The sequence below is a fragment of the Kineosporia sp. A_224 genome, assembly GCF_002198655.1.
GTDB lineage: Bacteria > Actinomycetota > Actinomycetes > Actinomycetales > Kineosporiaceae > R-H-3.
Genome location: NZ_MWLN01000058.1, coordinates 1 through 14,625 on the forward strand (window position 1 = coordinate 1; position 14,625 = coordinate 14,625).

Here is a 14,625-nt window from a genome sequence, read left to right on the forward strand (position 1 = left end):
CCCAACGCCCGCCCCACCCGGCCGGGCGCCGGCCGGGGTGCGCCGATCGCGCCGGTCCCGCTCGAGCGGGGCCGGGCCCGGGGCGTGCTCGCCGGGCTCTTCCTCTTCGCGGGCGGCTTCGCGGCCGGGGCGATGGAGTTCCTCCTCACGACCGTGACCGGTCCGGCCTACCTGCTCGGCATCTCCGTGGGCCTGGCCGGCATCGGCATCGTCGGGTTCTTCCTCAACCGGGGCACCGTGCCGCGCCCGGAGGAGGCCATCTGGAAGCCCCAGGGTCTCAAGCCGTGGATCTCCGCCGTCGGCCTGCCCGTCACGGCCGTCACGGCGGCCTTCTACACGCTGCTTCTCGTCGGCATCGTCGGCAACTTCGTCGTGCCGGTGTTCTTCCGCCGCTGACGTGTGACACGCCCGGCGCCGCTGTGCGGAAGCGGCGGGGCCGCCGTCCGGTTGGGTGTCGGTATGAGCCGACTGTTCACGCCCCTCACGCTGCGCGGGACGACGTTCCGCAACCGGGCCTGGGTGGCCCCGATGTGCCAGTACTCCTCGGTCGACGGGTTCCCGACGGACTGGCACCTCGTGCACCTCGGCGCCCGGGCGGCCGGCGGGGCCGGGCTCGTCCTCACCGAGGCGACGGCCGTGACGCCCGAGGGCCGGATCAGCCCGGCGGACGCCGGCCTCTGGAGCGACGCGCAGGCGCAGGCGTACGAGCGGATCACCGCGTTCGTCGCCGGGCAGGGTGCCGTCCCCGGGATCCAGCTCGCGCATGCCGGCCGCAAGGCGTCCTCGCAGCGGCCGTGGGACGGCGACGGCTGGGTCGGGGAGCCGGACGGCGGCTGGCAGCCGGTCGCGCCGTCCGCGCTCGCGCACGGTGACGGCCCGACGCCCAAGGAGCTCTCCGCCGCCGACATCGCCGGTCTCGTGGGTGCGTTCGCCGCTGCCGCGGTGCGCGCGGACGCCGCGGGCTTCGAGGTCGCCGAGGTGCACGCCGCGCACGGCTACCTGATCCACGAGTTCCTGTCCCCGCTCGCGAACGAGCGGGCTGACGGGTACGGCGGCGGCCTCGAGGGCCGCGCCCGGTTCCTCCTCGAGGTCGTGGACGCCGTCCGCGCCGTCTGGCCGGACCGCAAGCCGCTGCTCGTCCGGGTCTCGGCGACCGACTGGGTCGACGGCGGCTGGACGCTCGAGGAGACCGTCGAGGTGTCCCGGTGGCTGTCCGGCCGCGGCGTCGACCTCGTCGACGTCTCCAGCGGCGGGATCTCGCCGCTGCAGCGGATCGCGGCCGGGCCGGGCTACCAGGTGCCGCTGGCGCGCGCCGTCCGGGCGGGCAGCGGGCTGCCGACCGCGGCGGTCGGGCTCATCACCGAGCCGGCGCAGGCCGAGCAGGTGCTCGTCGAGGGCTCGGCGGACGCCGTCCTGCTCGCCCGGGCGGTGCTCCGGGACCCGTCGTGGCCGCTGCGCGCGCAGCACGCGCTCGACGGCGACCGGCACCCGGCGACGGCGACGCCGTGGCCGGACCAGTACCTCCGCGGCGCCTGGCGCTGAGCGTCAGGCGCCCGGGCGTTCCGCGGCCCAGCGCCGGAACACCCCGAGCAGGTCGTCGCGGGTCCCCGGGTCGAGCCGGTCGAGGTCCTCGGTCTGGAGCATGCCCGTCGTCCGGACCGTCGTCCGGAACTGGTCGAGCACGACGGTGCAGCCGTCGCAGTCGGCGAGGTGCTCGTCGATCCGGTCCCGGTCGGCCGGGGCGAGGGCGTCGTCGAGGTAGTCCGTGATGAGCATGACGACCTGCGTGCAGGGCAGGTCGTCGTCCGCGGGGACGTCCTGCGTCACGACGCCCTCCCTTCGCCGGCCGTCAGATGCGCGTCGAGCGCCAGACGAACTTTCGCACGGGCGCGGTGCAGGAGCACGCGCTGGTTGCCCTCCGAGATGCCGAGCGCCGCGGCCACCTCCGGGCCGGTCCAGCCGTCGACGTCGCGCAGGGTGATGACCGTGCGCTGGCTCTCCGGGAGCGCCGCGACGGCCTGCGCGACGACGCTGCGGGTCTCGCCCGCGAGCGCCGAGGCCTCGGGGTCCTCGGTCCACGGGGTCGGCGGCGTCGTCCAGTGCCCCGGGTACTCGCCGTCCGGGCCCTGGAAGCGCTCGGGGCCGAAGCCGGCGACGCCGTCGTCCGCGGGGCCGAGGGACGCGAACGGCACCGTCCGCGCCTCCTTCACCGCGAGGCTCCGGGCGACGTTGACGAGGATCGAGACGACCCAGGTCCGCAGCGACGACCGGCCCTCGAACCGGTCGATGCCGCGCAGGACGGCGATCCAGGTCTCCTGGACGACGTCCCCGACGGCCTCGTCGGTGCGCACGTACCCGCGGGCGATCCGGCGCAGCATCGGGTGGAACCGTTCGACGACCTCGGCGAACGCCCGCTCGTCCCCGCGCCGCAGAGCCTCGACGACGGCGGCGTCGCCGGCCAGCACCATGTCGACCACGTGCGCATTGTGGTCCTCCCGGAGTGCCCGGGGCGAGAGTCGATCTCGCCCCGGGCGGTTACGAGGTTCTTACGGGTCAGGTCGTCGGTCAGGCCGTGGCGATGATCGGGCAGTTGACGATCACGTCGCTCGGGCCCCAGACGCCGCCGCCCGGTGCGGTGACGGCGTGGTCGTCCGCGAGGTCCTCGACGTCCGCGAAGCGGGTGACGCGCTTCGGCGTGGTGCCCGCGGCCCACTCGGTGAGGTGCACGTCCCACAGCGGCGAGTACCGGCCCTGGTTCGGCGTCCACGCGAGCACGTTGAGCGGGTCGCCCTCGCCGAGCAGCGCGCTGTTGATGCCCTGCCGGGTCGCCGGGCTGCCCGTCGGGCCGTTGACGAACGCCGCGAGCGAGGCCCGGGCGGACGCCGTGCTGTCGTCGCCGGGGGACGGCGCCGCGTTGAGCCGCGGCGCGTACGTCGAGCCCTCGAGCGCGGCCGGGCCCTCGGCGGTGGCGTCCGTCGAGAGGTAGACGACGGCGTCCCCGCGGGCGAACCCGTCGGTGAGCGCGAGCGTCACGGTCTTCTTCGCGCGGTCGATCCGGACGACCTTGTCGTGCAGGCCGGTGCCGTTGCCGATCTGCGGCGCGTTGAGGTAGGAGCCGTCCGGCAGCCGGACGATCGGCGAGTAGCCGGCGTCGCCGCGCGAGCCGGGGGTGGCGACGACCGGCGGCCAGCCGGTGCCGGGTGTGCCGGCGACGGCGTGCACGGGGGAGAAGTCGACGGTGCCGGAGAAGACGACCGTCCCCTTGTCGAGCGTGACGGCCTGGCTCGCGGCGCGGCCGGTGTTCGCGAGCTTGTTGACGACGCCGACGCCGTACTTCGCGGCGGCCGACGAGGTCGACGCCTCGATGACGACGTAGTCGACGGTGCGGCCGTCGGCGTAGCGGCCGGTGCGCAGCGGGAACGTCGCGGTGCGGTCGGCGTTCACGGTGACGCCGGGGACGAAGACCGTGCGACCGGACGCCGCGGCGGGGCCGGCCAGCGCGGTAGCGGTGAGGCCGGTGGCGGTCAGGGCGAGGGCGGCGGTCAGGGCGACCGTTCGCAGGCGTGGACGGGCAGCGGGGGACATCCGTGGCTCCTCGGTGCGGCCCGCGGCTGCGGGCGTTCACCGATGGGTGCGACGCGACGTCCCCGGCGTTACGCGGGCGGGCCGGCGGATCGCCCGGCGGGAGCCTCGTCGACGGTGACGACGGCGCGGTCGGGGTAGAAGGCGACCGCCCCGGCGAGCTCGGCGGCGTCCGGCAGCGGCTCCTCGTAGCTCCACGCGACGTCCGCGCCCGCGCCCGTCGTCACCGCCCAGTACGACGCCTCGCCCTTGTACGCGCAGGCGGACGTCGTCGCGGTCGCCCCGAGGTCCACGAGGACGTCCTCGCGCGGCAGGTAGTACCGCGGCGGCATCCCGGTCTCGAAGACGACGAGCGGCCGCGCCGAGCGCGCGACGAGGACGCCGTCCACCTCGACCCGGACCTCGGCCGTGCCGTGCCGCACGTCGACCCGGTGGAACGGGTCGCGCGGGTGGCCACCGATCTCGTCCTCCTCCTCGAACCAGCGCAGCGCGTCGCCGTCGAGCGCCACCCGGCCGCCGAGGTCGGGGTCGGTGTAGGCGAACGCCGCGGCCGGCGCCGTGCCGTCCGCCGTCCGGACGTCGTAGGCCCTGCCGGCCGCCGTGTGCACCGCGAACGGCACGTCCGGGAAGACCGGCCCGGCGCCCGCGGGTGCCTCGGGTACCGGCCCGGCCGTCTCGACGAGGTCGGCGACCACATCGGCCCGGGGCACCGCGTAGCCGGGGACGACCCGCCGCGGCTCCCAGACCAGGACGGCGTCCCGGGAGTCCGCGACGAGAGCGTCACCGAGGTAGGCCCGCACCCGCTTGCGGGTCGGCTCGAGCCTCAGGTCGCCGAGGGTGTCGCGCAGCAGCGCGGAGAGGGTGGTCGCCATGGGGGCATCATCCCTTGACCGCGCCCTCGGTGCCGCCCCGGACGAAGTGCCGCTGGAAGACGAAGAACACCAGGGCGACCGGGACCGTCATGAGCAGGGCCGCCGCGAGCTTGAGCGGGTACTGGTTGCCGGAGCCGAGCTGGCCGGACACGAGCGAGGCGACCCCGGTGGTCAGGGTGTTCAGCTCCGGGCTCTGCCGGGACACGATGAAGTGCGGCAGCTCGTTCCAGGAGCCCTGGAACGACAGGATCGTCAGCGTGATGAGGGCCGGCCGGGCCATCGGGAGCACGACCGACCAGAAGATCCGGAACGGGCCGGCGCCGTCGATGCGGGCGGCCTCCTCGACGCTCACCGGCACCGACTCGAAGAACTGCTTCATGATGAACACGCCGGCCGCGTCGGCGAGCAGCGGCACGATCATCCCGGAGTACGAGTCGTACATCCCGAACTGGTTGAGCACGAGGAACTTCGGGATGAGCAGGACGACGCCGGGCACCGCCATGACCGCGATGACCGCGGCGAAGAGCGCCCCGCGCCCGCGGAACCGCAGCCGGGCCAGCGCGTAGCCGGCGAGCGAGTCGAAGAAGACCCGGCCCGCGGTGACGACGACCGCGACGACGAACGAGTTGAGGAACCAGCGCGGGTAGTCGGCCTCGGCGAGCCGGCTGAACGCGGCCGTCGTCACCGGGTCCGGCCAGAGCGCGAGCGGGTGCGCCGTGGAGTCGGCCTCGGTCTTGAAGCTCGTCGCGAGCTGGATGAGGAACGGGTAGATGTAGACGAGCGCGAAGACGACGAGGACGGTGTAGCCCGCCACCCGTCCGAGACCGCCGCGGCGGCGGCCGGGCCGCTTCGGGGCGGCGGCCGGTGCCGGCCGGGCCGCCGTCGTGGTCGTCGTCATCGGGACACCTCCGTCGTCGGGCCGGCACCGGACCGTGCGGCCTTCGCCGCCCGCCGCACCGCGGCGCGCTCGCGGCCGTCGTCCTTGTCGCGCAGGACGAACCGCTGCACGAGGGTCAGCGCGACGATGATCGCGAAGAGGATGAAGGCGATCGCGCTGCCCTGGCCCCACTCGTTGTTGTTGAAGGACGACTGGTACGACAGGTACGCCGGGGTGAGCGTCGTCTTGCCGGGCGCGCCCTGGCTCATGACGTAGATCTGGTCGAAGACCTGCCAGGTGCCGATGAGCCCCAGCGTGAGCACGAGGAAGAGCGTGGGGCGCAGCATCGGCAGCGTCACGTAGCGGAACCGCTGCCACCGGCCGGCCCCGTCGATCTCCGCGGCCTCCTCGACCTCGACGGGGATGTCCTGCAGCGCCGCGAGGAACATGAGCATGAACGTGCCGGCCGTCGTCCAGACGACGAGCGCGATGATCGCGCACATCGCGACGCTCGGACCCGCGAGCCAGTCCCACAGCGTGAGCCCGCCCACGGAGCGGCCGGTGAGGGCCGCGGGCGGTGCGTCGGTGTCGACCCCGAGCCCGCCGAGGAGCAGGTGGACGACGCCGCGCGGGTCGGCGAACCACGACGGCCCGTCGACGCCGATCTTCGCGAGCAGCGAGTTGACGACGCCGCTGGAGGAGAAGACGAAGAGGAACACGACGGAGACCGCGACCGAGCTCGTCACCGACGGGAAGTAGTAGGCGGTCCGGAAGAACCCCTTGCCCTTGAGCCGTTTCCCGTTGAGGACGAGCGCGAGCCCGAGGGCGAGCACGGTCTGCAGCGGCACGACGAAGACCACGTAGTAGGCGTTGTTGCGCAGGCTCGTCATGAAGTCGGTCTGCGCGAGCCCGGGGGTCGTGAGGAGCTCGGAGTAGTTGCCCCCGCCGACGAACCCCACGCCGTTGCCGAACGGGCTGCCCTGGCCCTGCCAGTCGGACAGGCTGACCCACAGCGCCATGACGATCGGCACGACGAGGAAGAGCCCGAGGACGAGCAGGACCGGGGCGACGAACAGCCAGCCGGCGAGGCCCTCGCGGCCGCGGATGCCGCTGCCCGGCCCCCGCCCGCGCCCCTGGGAGGGCGCGGACGGGGGAGCAGCGACGGCGGGCGCGCTCACGCCCGCGCTCATGCCCGCGCTCACGACCGCACCGTCACTTGCCGACGACCGCGGACGCGTTCGTCTGCAGCCGGGCGAGGATCTGCTTCGTGTCGGCCTTCGGCAGGCCCTGCAGGCCGGTGTCGAAGTCGGCGAGCACCTGGTCGATCTTCGCGACCTTGACCGGGCCCTGCGCGTACGCGGCGCCCTCGATGAACGCCTTGTCCTGCGGGAACTGCGCGACGTAGTCGGCCTGCGCCGACTGCCGCGACGGCATGACGCCGAACGCCTTCGCGAAGCCGAGCTGGGCGTCCTTCGTCGTCATGGCCTTGACGAAGTCGACGGCCGCGGCCTTGTTCGCGCTCTTCGCCGCGACCCCCCAGCACTGGGTGAACGCGAGGGTGCCCTGGCCCTTCGGGCCCGCCGGCAGCGGCGCGACGGTGTACTTCACAGCGGGGAAGTCGTTCTTCATCGCCCCGGAGATCCAGTTGCCCTCGATGGTCATCGCGGCCTTCTGCTTGCCGAAGGCCTCGCCGGACCACCCGGAGTCGAGCTGCTTGGGGTACTTCGCGACCCCGCTCGCGAGCAGGGACTTCACGTAGTCGAGCGCCTGCAGGTTCTCCGGGCTGTCCGCGGTGACCTGGGTGCCGTCCTTGCTCGTCACCCAGCCGCCGGCCTGGACCATGAAGGCGCCGATCCGGTCCCGGGTGTCGCCGATCGCCAGACCGACCTGGTCGCCGGTGGTGAGCTTCTTCGCGACGGCCGCGAGCTGCTCCCAGGTCTTCGGCACGTCGGCGTCGGTGAGGCCCGCCTTCGACCAGGCCGCGGTGTTGATCTCGAGCGCGAGCGTCGAGAAGTCCTTGGGGATGCAGTAGAGCTTCCCGTCCTGGGTGAACGCCTCGCGCAGGTTCGGGTAGAAGTCGTCCTTCTCGCCGAAGGCGTCGCCGTAGGGCTCGAGGCTGCCCGCGCTCGCGTACGTCGCGAACCGGCCGGCGTCCATGTAGAAGACGTCCGGCGGGTTGCCGGACGCGAAGCCCTGCCCGAGCTGCTGGGCGATGTCCTGGGCCTGGATCACCTCGGCCTTGTTGCCGGACGCAGTGGCCCACGCCGCCGCCGCGTCGTTGACGGCCTTGGTCTCGGCGTCGCCGCTGGAGGCGATGAGCACCTTGATCGACGCCGGGCCGGACGACGCCTGGGTCGCACTGCTGCCGCCGGAGTCGAAGCCGCTCCCACCGCACGCGGACAGGCCGAGCGAGAGGAGGGCGGCGGTCCCGAGGGTCCATCGCGTACGGGGAGCAACCATGACAAATCTCCTTGGACGGGCCGACGTCGGGGACGGCGTCGGCTGGGGCGGCCGGTGGTGTGTGCGGGTACTGGGTGCGGGTACTGGGTGCTGGTGGTGGGGGCGAGGTGCGGTCGTGCGGTCAGCCGCTCGCGCGGACGACGAGCCGCGGGCTGAGCAGTACCGGGTCGGGCGGCCCCGCGGGGCCGGCCTCCGGTGACCGGTCCGCGTCGTCGCCCCGGACGCCGCGCGGGCGGTCGGTCTCGAGGACGTCGTGGAGCATGCGCAGGCAGGCCGCCGCGGCGTCGTCGAGCGGCTGGGCGACGCTGCTCAGGCCGACGACGGCCGCGGTCGTGGAGTCGTCGAAGCCGATGACCGCGACGTCGGCGCCGGGGCGCAGCCCGCGGGCGGTCAGCTCGGTCCAGGCGCCGAGGGCGAGCGAGTCGCTCGCGCAGACGATCGCCGTCGGCGCCACCTCGAGGTCGAGCATCGCGGCGGCGGCCGTACGGCCGGTGCCGAGGCCGTCGGCGACGCCGGCGTCGTAGCCCGGCCGGACCTCGAGCCCGGCGGCCAGGGCGAGGTCCGCCCAGCCGCTGCGCCGGTCGTCGCCGACCTCGGACCCCTCCGGCCAGCCGAGGAAGGCGATCCGCCGGTGCCCGGCCGCGACGAGGTGCCGGGTCGCCGCCCGGGTGCCCTCGGCGCCGTCGACGTCCACCCAGCCGTGCGTGCCGGTCGAGCCCCACGGCCGCCCGAACGTCACGAACGGGACCCGGCGCTGCGCGAGCCAGGCGGTCCGGCGGTCGTCCGCGTGGGTGCCGTGGAGGACGAAGGCGTCGAGGTCGAGGCCGGAGAGGAGGTCCTCGTAGTGCGCGCACTCCTGCTCGTCGTCGTCCGCGGTGAACAGCAGGATCCGCTGGCCGTCGGCCTGGGCACGTGCGGTGAGCGACTGCAGGAACCGGTCGAGGACGGCCCCGTTGACGCCGTCGCGCCAGGGTTCGATCCGGGCGCCGACGAGCTGGGAGCGGCGGGTGCGCAGCGTGCGGGCCGCGTGGTGCGGGCGGTAGTTGAGCTCGGTGATCGCGGCCCGGACCCGGGTGAGGGTGTCCGGGTGCACCAGGTGCGGTGCGTTGAGGGCGTTGGAGACCGTCTGCCGGGACACGGCGGCATGCCGCGCCACGCTCTCGAGCGTTGCCCGCGCCATCGCGAACACCTCCGTCGACGGTCGGTCCCGATCCCGCCCGGAGGAGTGAACTGCCGGCAGCGAGGGGTACCGATGTCCGAATCTGGGTGATATGAACGGTCATTGGAGCGTTCAAATCAGTCTTACCGTGACCGAGATCCCGGATGCTGTCAAGACCACCGAAACGGACAGACGCGACGAACGGGAGTCCACCGATGCCGCCCCGCCAGCCCCTCCTCCACGACCTGGTGGTGACGCTCGCCGCGCCGACCGTCGTCCTCGCCGCCCCGGACGGCGACCTCGACGCGGCCGCGCCGGGGGCCGGCGTCCAGGGCGTCTTCCACGCAGACGTGCGCGTCGTGAGCCTGCTGCGCGTGACGGTCGCGCCGGTCCCGGCCCTGGCCGCGGGCCCGGGGCCCGAGCCGGCCTGGGAGCGGCCGGTCCCCGTCCTGGCCGCCGCGGACGGCCCTGGCCGCACCCGGTTCGTCGGGCTGGCCCGGGGCCTGGGTGACGACGTCGCCGACCCGACGGTGCGCGTCGAGCGGGCCCGCCGGGTCACCCCGGGCCGGCTCGAGGAGACCGTCACGGTGCGATCGTCGGCGACGGGCGCCGTCCGGCTCGCGCTGCGGGTCGAGGTCGCCGGGGACCTCGTGCCGGTCGAGCACGCCAAGGCCGGCCTGCCGCCGGGACCGGCCGCGCGGCCGGCCGGCGGGCAGCCCCCGGCCACGCCGGGCACGGCCGCGCTGCGCTGGGGGGACGACGCCGTCCAGGTCCTCGTGTCGGCGCCGGGAGCCGTCGCCGACGGCGCCCGCGGCACCCTCACCTGGCTCCTCGACGTCGCCCCGGACACCGCCGCCGACGTCCGGCTCGTCCTGGCCGTCACCGACCCGGGGGCTGCCGTCGTCCCCGCGTCGACGCCGCCGTGGCGCCGTCCCGAGGTCACCGCCGACGACCGGCGGCTGCCGGCGCTCCTCGCGCAGAGCCTCGACGACCTCGTGTCGCTGCGGATGGCGACGGCGTCCGCGCCCCGCGACACGTTCCTCGCGGCAGGGGCCCCGTGGTTCCTCACGCTGTTCGGCCGGGACAGCCTCTGGGCGGCCCGGATGCTGCTCCCGCTCGGCACCGACCTCGCGCTCGGCACGCTGCGCACCCTCGCCGCCTACCAGGGCGTACGCACCGACCCCGCCGCCGAGGAGGAGCCGGGCAAGATCCTCCACGAGCTGAGGCGCGGGGTCTTCGACACCGGTGGTGCGCTCCGGCTGCCGCCGGTCTACTACGGGACCGTCGACGCGACGCCGCTGTGGGTGTGCCTGCTCCACGACGCGTGGCGCTGGGGGCTGCCGGCCGCGGACGTCGAGCCGCTGCTGCCCGCGCTCGTCGCGGCGCTGGACCGGGTCGGCGCCGCGGCCGCGGCGGGCGGTGGCTTCCTCTCGTACGTCGACCACAGCGGCAGCGGGCTGGCGAACCAGGGCTGGAAGGACTCCGGCGACGCCGTCCGGTTCGACGACGGCGCCCTGGCGACCCCGCCCGTCGCGCTCGCCGAGGTCCAGGGCTACGCCTACGAGGCGGCCGTCTCCGGGGCGGCCCTGCTCGACGCGTTCGGCCTGCCCGGGAGCGCGCGCTGGCGGGAGTTCGCCGCCGACCTCGCCGTCCGCTTCCGGGAGCGGTACTGGGTGGACGGCGCCGACGGCCGCTACCCGGCGCTCGCGCTCGACGGCGGCGGCCGGGTCGTCGACGCCGTCGCGAGCAACATGGGCCACCTGCTCGGCACCGGGATCCTCGACGCCGGGGAGGCCGCCGACGTGGCCGCCCGGCTCGGCGCCCCGGACATGGCCGACGGCTTCGGGCTGCGGACGATGTCAGCCCGGGCGGGCGGCTTCGGGGTGATGCGCTACCACTGCGGCACCGTGTGGCCGCACGACACCGCCGTGGCGGTCGCGGGGCTGGTCCGCACCGGGCACCGCGACGTCGCGGCCGGGCTCCTCGGCGGCGTGCTCGACGCCGCGCCGGCCTTCGGCGACCGGCTCCCGGAGCTGTGGTCCGGGGACGCCCGGGACGCCGTCCCGGGGCCCGTCGCGTACCCCGCTGCCTGCCGCCCGCAGGCCTGGGCGGCCGCCGCCCCGGTCGCGATGACGACGGCCCTGCTCGGGCTCGAGCCGGACGCGCCGGCCGGCCGGCTCGTCGTCCGCCGCGGCGACGGCCCGCTGCCGGTCGGGGCGCTCGCCGTCCACGGCCTGACGATGGCCGGTGGCCGGCTCGACGTCGAGGTCGACCGGGCCGGGGAGGTCCGGGTCGCCGCCCCGGCGGGGATCGAGGTCGTCCGGGCGTGAGTCAGGGGGCATGATGCCGCCATGGTCGACGCCACCTCGCCCGAGCTCTTCCCCGTGCCCCGCAGCGGCCGCGGCACCCTGGCGCTCATGGCTGCGCCGCGGCCGGGGGAGGCGCTCGAGGACGACGTCGCGGCGCTCGCGGCGGCCGGCGTGACGGACGTCGTGTGCCTGCTCCCCGACGACGAGCTCGGCAGGCTCGGGCTTGCGGCCGAGCCGGACCTGTTGGCCCGCAAGGGCTTGCGCGTGCACCGGCTGCCGGTCCCGGACTTCGGTGTGCCGGCCGAGGACGACGCGGTGATGCTCGCCGAGGTGGTCACCGAACGGCTCGCGGACGGCGCGCACGTCGTCGTGCACTGCCGCGGCGGCATCGGCCGCTCGTCGACGGTCGCCGCGACGGTGCTCGTCCGTGAGGGGCTGCGGCCGGAGGAGGCCTGGGCGGTGCTCGCGAAGGCCCGCCGCCGCAAGGTGCCCGAGACCGGTGCCCAGGAGCGGCTCGTCGCCCGGGTCGGCGGCTACGCCGAGCCGCCGCAGTCGATCGCGACCCGGATCGGCGAGGCGCTCGGGCTGCGGCTCGCCGCCGCGGTCGCGGGCGTCGTCCGGCGCCGGCGGGCCCGGCGGGGCGGCGGGGCGTGACGGGGAGCCCGCCCGTGCTTGCTCTGCCCTCACAACTGAGGGCGGTCGCGGCGTCCGGGGACGAACCCGGTCTGGCGGAGTGGGTCGCGGACCGGCTGCCGGCCGCGGTCGGCGCCGCCCGGCGGTACTGGGGGCTGCGCCTGGAACCGCCGTACGAGCCGGGCGGGTACTGCTCGTGGGTCGCCCCGGGCGTGGACGCACGCGGCCGGTCGGCGGTGCTCAAGGTCGGCTGGCCGCACGAGGACTCCGCGCACGAACCGGTCGCGCTGCGGGCCTGGGCTGGGGACGGCGCGGTGCTGCTGCTCGACGTCCTCGACGATCTCGACGCGGACGGCACCCGGGCGTTGCTGCTCGAGCGCTGCGACCCGGGGGTGACGCTGGGGGAGACGTTCACGGGGGCCGACGAGCCGCAGCAGGACGTCGTCCTCGCCGGGGTGCTCCGCAGGCTGCGTGCAGCGCCGGTGCCGCCGGGGCTGCCGACGCTGGAGGCGATGTGCGTGCGCTGGTCCGCGGAGTTCCGGCGGCAGCGGGAGGCCCTGGCCGGCGCAGCCCCGCTCGACGACGACACCGTCGCGGCCGGGCTCGCCGAGTACGTCGCGCTCGCGGCGTCGGCGCCCGAACAGGTGCTGCTGTGCACGGACCTGCACGCGGGCAACGTGCTCTCGGCGCGGCGCGAGCCGTGGCTCGTCATCGACCCGAAGCCGCATGTCGGGGACGCCGCCTACGACGCGACCCAGCACCTGCTCAACTGCCCGGCCCGGGTCGCCGCCGACCCTGTCGGCCTGGCCCGCCGGATGGCAGGCCTGCTCGACGTCGACCCGGACCGCGTCGTCCGCTGGCTGTTCGCGCGCGGGGTCGTCGAGTCGCTCGATATGCCGGTGGCCGCCGGTGTCGCGGCCGACCTCGCCGTGCACCTCGGCGTCCGCTGACACACGGCGGCCCGTGGGATTCTTCGGGACCTTCCTGTACACCGGCGGCACCTGGTCGGCCGTCGACCCCGCGTCCGTCGGCGAGGTGCCGATGCCGGCGCTGCTCGTCGCCGTGCACGACAGCGACCTGGCGTTCGTGCAGTACCTGCCCGCCGGGCCGGGCAGCGGGACCGCCTACCTCGGGTAGGCGCCGCGGGTCTACTTCGCGGCCGACGGCGCCTCGCCGCCGACCGACGTCTCGCTCGAGGCGGCCTCGCTCGCGATGTGGTGGGCCGCCGTCCACGGCCGCGGCGCCGACGAGGCGGAGGCCAAGGCGGTGGACCTGCTGCCGTTCCTCGCGTCCGACGACCCGGTGGACGAGGACGAGGACGACGACCGGGACGACGGGGACGTGTTCGTCGAGATCAAGCTCCGGCGGTTCCTCGAGGTGCTCGGCGTACCCGTCCCGGACGAGGTGTTCGACGAGGCCTGAGCGACTCCGACCGGGTGGATCGGCCGCCCAGGGGCTCAAGACGCTGCCGGACCTGCCGATCCTCCGTAGATGTTCTCTCCCGAGGGTCGGCCGGCCGCACTGCGCGACGCGCTGCGGCTCGTCCTCGTGGAGGCGAACGGGGTGCCGCTCGTCGAGGTCGAGCAGGCGGTGCTGTGCTGCTTCTGCAACGGCTCGATGCTCGACCGGGTCGGCGCCGACTGCGAGGTGCCGCGGCAGGAGTGCCCGAAGGTCTTCGCCTGCGGGCACAAGCGCGACTGCACCTGCTGACGGATTGTTGACGCCGCCATCGTGGCGCGCTTGCGGGGTAACGACGACGGCAACCTGCCGCGCCGACATCCCCGCAGACGTCGTGGCGCGAAGGGGGCCGCAGGCCTGGACGAACCCGCCCGAGAGGGACGTCGCACGGGTCGTTGCAGCCTTGTGCACGCCCTGACGTGCATCGCCCTGCGACGACAGGTGCAGCAGCAATGGGTGTGCTCGGGTCTGTGCTCGGGTCTTCTCCGTCGCGATCACGGTGGTCCGGACCCGAGCATCGACCCGAGCATCGGCGCGGCATCGTCGCAACGTCCCCGGGCCGGGCCACCTCGACCGCTGACCGAAGCGGTCGTCAGCGGTAGTTGGTGAACTGCAACGCCACGTCGAGGTCGGCACCCTTGAGCAGCGCGATGATCTCCTGCAGGTCGTCGCGGCTCTTGCTCGTGACCCGGAGCTCGTCGCCCGTGATGGACGCCTTGACGCCCTTGGGGCCCTCTTCGCGGATGATCTTCGAGATCTTCTTGGCGTTCTCCTGGCTGAGGCCCTCCTTGAGGGTCGCCTCGAGCCGGTACTCCTTGCCGGAGACCTTCGGGTCGCCCTTGTCGAGCACCTTGAGCGAGACGCCGCGCTTGATGAGCTTGGTCTCGAAGACGTCGAGGACGGCCTTGACCCGGTCCTCGCTGTTCGCCTTCATGACGATCATCTCGGTGCCGCTCCACTCGATGGACGCGCCGACCCCCTTGAAGTCGTACCGCTGCGAGATCTCCTTCGCCGCCTGGTTCAGCGCGTTGTCGACCTCCTGGCGGTCGATCTTGCTCACGACGTCGAACGACGAGTCGCCGGCCACGGTGTGCTCCCTTCGGTGTGCGGGCTGCGTGCCGGGGACTGACCGTCCGGCCGGGGCGCCACGCGGGTGGTCCTCGCCATCCTTCCATCGTCGCGGCGGGTCCGTCGCCCGGTCCGCCCCGAGCCGATGTCACTGTCAGTACTCAGGTGGAACCCCCCATCGGGGCTCCCCCACCCCCCTGGGTAAGG

At 74.6% G+C, this 14,625-nt stretch carries 17 protein-coding genes; 8 read left to right on the forward strand and 9 right to left on the reverse strand.

Going from position 1 to position 14,625, the window contains the following annotated elements; translation table 11 throughout:
- Window positions 1-396 (forward strand): hypothetical protein (locus tag EDJALFJO_RS34015; RefSeq protein WP_198950003.1); only part of this gene is annotated, 396 nt, incomplete at its 5' end.
- A 63-nt stretch (window positions 397-459) separates the two neighbouring features.
- The gene (locus EDJALFJO_RS04770; RefSeq protein WP_088282747.1) at window positions 460-1,542 is read left to right on the forward strand and encodes an NADH:flavin oxidoreductase/NADH oxidase; all 1,083 of its coding nucleotides are present in this window, start codon (window positions 460-462) and stop codon (window positions 1,540-1,542) included.
- A gap of 3 nt (window positions 1,543-1,545) precedes the next feature.
- Here the strand turns inward: EDJALFJO_RS04770 and EDJALFJO_RS04775 are convergent, their stop codons facing one another.
- The 8 genes from EDJALFJO_RS04775 to EDJALFJO_RS04810 form a co-directional block, all read right to left on the reverse strand.
- Window positions 1,546-1,827, reverse strand: a complete 282-nt coding sequence (locus tag EDJALFJO_RS04775; protein ID WP_198950004.1) for a zf-HC2 domain-containing protein — start codon at window positions 1,825-1,827, stop codon at window positions 1,546-1,548.
- Window positions 1,824-2,468 carry an RNA polymerase sigma factor gene (locus tag EDJALFJO_RS04780; protein ID WP_088282771.1) on the reverse strand — a complete coding sequence of 215 codons (645 nt, stop codon included), beginning with the start codon at window positions 2,466-2,468 and terminating at the stop codon, window positions 1,824-1,826. Before EDJALFJO_RS04780 ends, EDJALFJO_RS04775 begins: the two co-directional genes overlap by 4 nt.
- 97 nt (window positions 2,469-2,565) lie before the next feature.
- On the reverse strand, window positions 2,566-3,585 hold the full coding sequence (locus EDJALFJO_RS04785) for a hypothetical protein (RefSeq protein WP_088282749.1): 1,020 nt from the start codon (window positions 3,583-3,585) through the stop codon (window positions 2,566-2,568).
- 68 nt (window positions 3,586-3,653) lie between these two features.
- Window positions 3,654-4,454 (reverse strand): DUF427 domain-containing protein, encoded by an 801-nt coding sequence (locus EDJALFJO_RS04790; RefSeq protein ID WP_088282751.1) that lies wholly within the window; start codon window positions 4,452-4,454, stop codon window positions 3,654-3,656.
- A 7-nt stretch (window positions 4,455-4,461) separates the two neighbouring features.
- The gene (locus EDJALFJO_RS04795; RefSeq protein WP_088282752.1) at window positions 4,462-5,352 is read right to left on the reverse strand and encodes a carbohydrate ABC transporter permease; all 891 of its coding nucleotides are present in this window, start codon (window positions 5,350-5,352) and stop codon (window positions 4,462-4,464) included.
- Window positions 5,349-6,521: a carbohydrate ABC transporter permease gene (locus EDJALFJO_RS04800; RefSeq protein WP_088282754.1), complete on the reverse strand. Its 1,173-nt coding sequence runs from the start codon at window positions 6,519-6,521 to the stop codon at window positions 5,349-5,351. Before EDJALFJO_RS04800 ends, EDJALFJO_RS04795 begins: the two co-directional genes overlap by 4 nt.
- Window positions 6,522-6,543: 22 nt before the next feature.
- Window positions 6,544-7,791, reverse strand: a complete 1,248-nt coding sequence (locus tag EDJALFJO_RS04805) for an extracellular solute-binding protein (RefSeq protein ID WP_088282756.1) — start codon at window positions 7,789-7,791, stop codon at window positions 6,544-6,546.
- Window positions 7,792-7,912: 121 nt separating this feature from the next.
- The gene (locus tag EDJALFJO_RS04810) at window positions 7,913-8,971 is read right to left on the reverse strand and encodes a LacI family DNA-binding transcriptional regulator (protein WP_088282773.1); all 1,059 of its coding nucleotides are present in this window, start codon (window positions 8,969-8,971) and stop codon (window positions 7,913-7,915) included.
- Between the two features lie 194 nt (window positions 8,972-9,165).
- On the opposite strand from EDJALFJO_RS04810, the gene EDJALFJO_RS04815 reads away from it, so the two are divergent.
- From EDJALFJO_RS04815 to EDJALFJO_RS04835, 6 genes are all read left to right on the forward strand, one after another.
- The gene (locus EDJALFJO_RS04815) at window positions 9,166-11,280 is read left to right on the forward strand and encodes a glycogen debranching N-terminal domain-containing protein (RefSeq protein WP_198950007.1); all 2,115 of its coding nucleotides are present in this window, start codon (window positions 9,166-9,168) and stop codon (window positions 11,278-11,280) included.
- A 21-nt stretch (window positions 11,281-11,301) separates the two neighbouring features.
- Entirely contained in the window at window positions 11,302-11,913 is a 612-nt protein-coding gene (locus tag EDJALFJO_RS04820) for a dual specificity protein phosphatase family protein (protein WP_088282760.1), read from the forward strand.
- A 14-nt stretch (window positions 11,914-11,927) separates the two neighbouring features.
- Entirely contained in the window at window positions 11,928-12,842 is a 915-nt protein-coding gene (locus EDJALFJO_RS04825; protein WP_158220287.1) for an aminoglycoside phosphotransferase family protein, read from the forward strand.
- Between the two features lie 13 nt (window positions 12,843-12,855).
- Window positions 12,856-13,029: a hypothetical protein gene (locus EDJALFJO_RS34020; protein ID WP_158220288.1), complete on the forward strand. Its 174-nt coding sequence runs from the start codon at window positions 12,856-12,858 to the stop codon at window positions 13,027-13,029.
- Window positions 13,030-13,104: 75 nt separating this feature from the next.
- Complete coding sequence (locus tag EDJALFJO_RS04830; RefSeq protein WP_088282763.1) at window positions 13,105-13,314, forward strand: hypothetical protein; 210 nt, start codon at window positions 13,105-13,107, stop codon at window positions 13,312-13,314.
- 69 nt (window positions 13,315-13,383) lie between these two features.
- The gene (locus EDJALFJO_RS04835) at window positions 13,384-13,602 is read left to right on the forward strand and encodes a hypothetical protein (protein WP_088282765.1); all 219 of its coding nucleotides are present in this window, start codon (window positions 13,384-13,386) and stop codon (window positions 13,600-13,602) included.
- 340 nt (window positions 13,603-13,942) lie between these two features.
- On the opposite strand, the gene EDJALFJO_RS04840 is transcribed toward EDJALFJO_RS04835, so the two are convergent.
- The gene (locus tag EDJALFJO_RS04840; protein ID WP_088282767.1) at window positions 13,943-14,437 is read right to left on the reverse strand and encodes a YajQ family cyclic di-GMP-binding protein; all 495 of its coding nucleotides are present in this window, start codon (window positions 14,435-14,437) and stop codon (window positions 13,943-13,945) included.
- Between the last annotated feature and the right edge of the window lie 188 nt (window positions 14,438-14,625).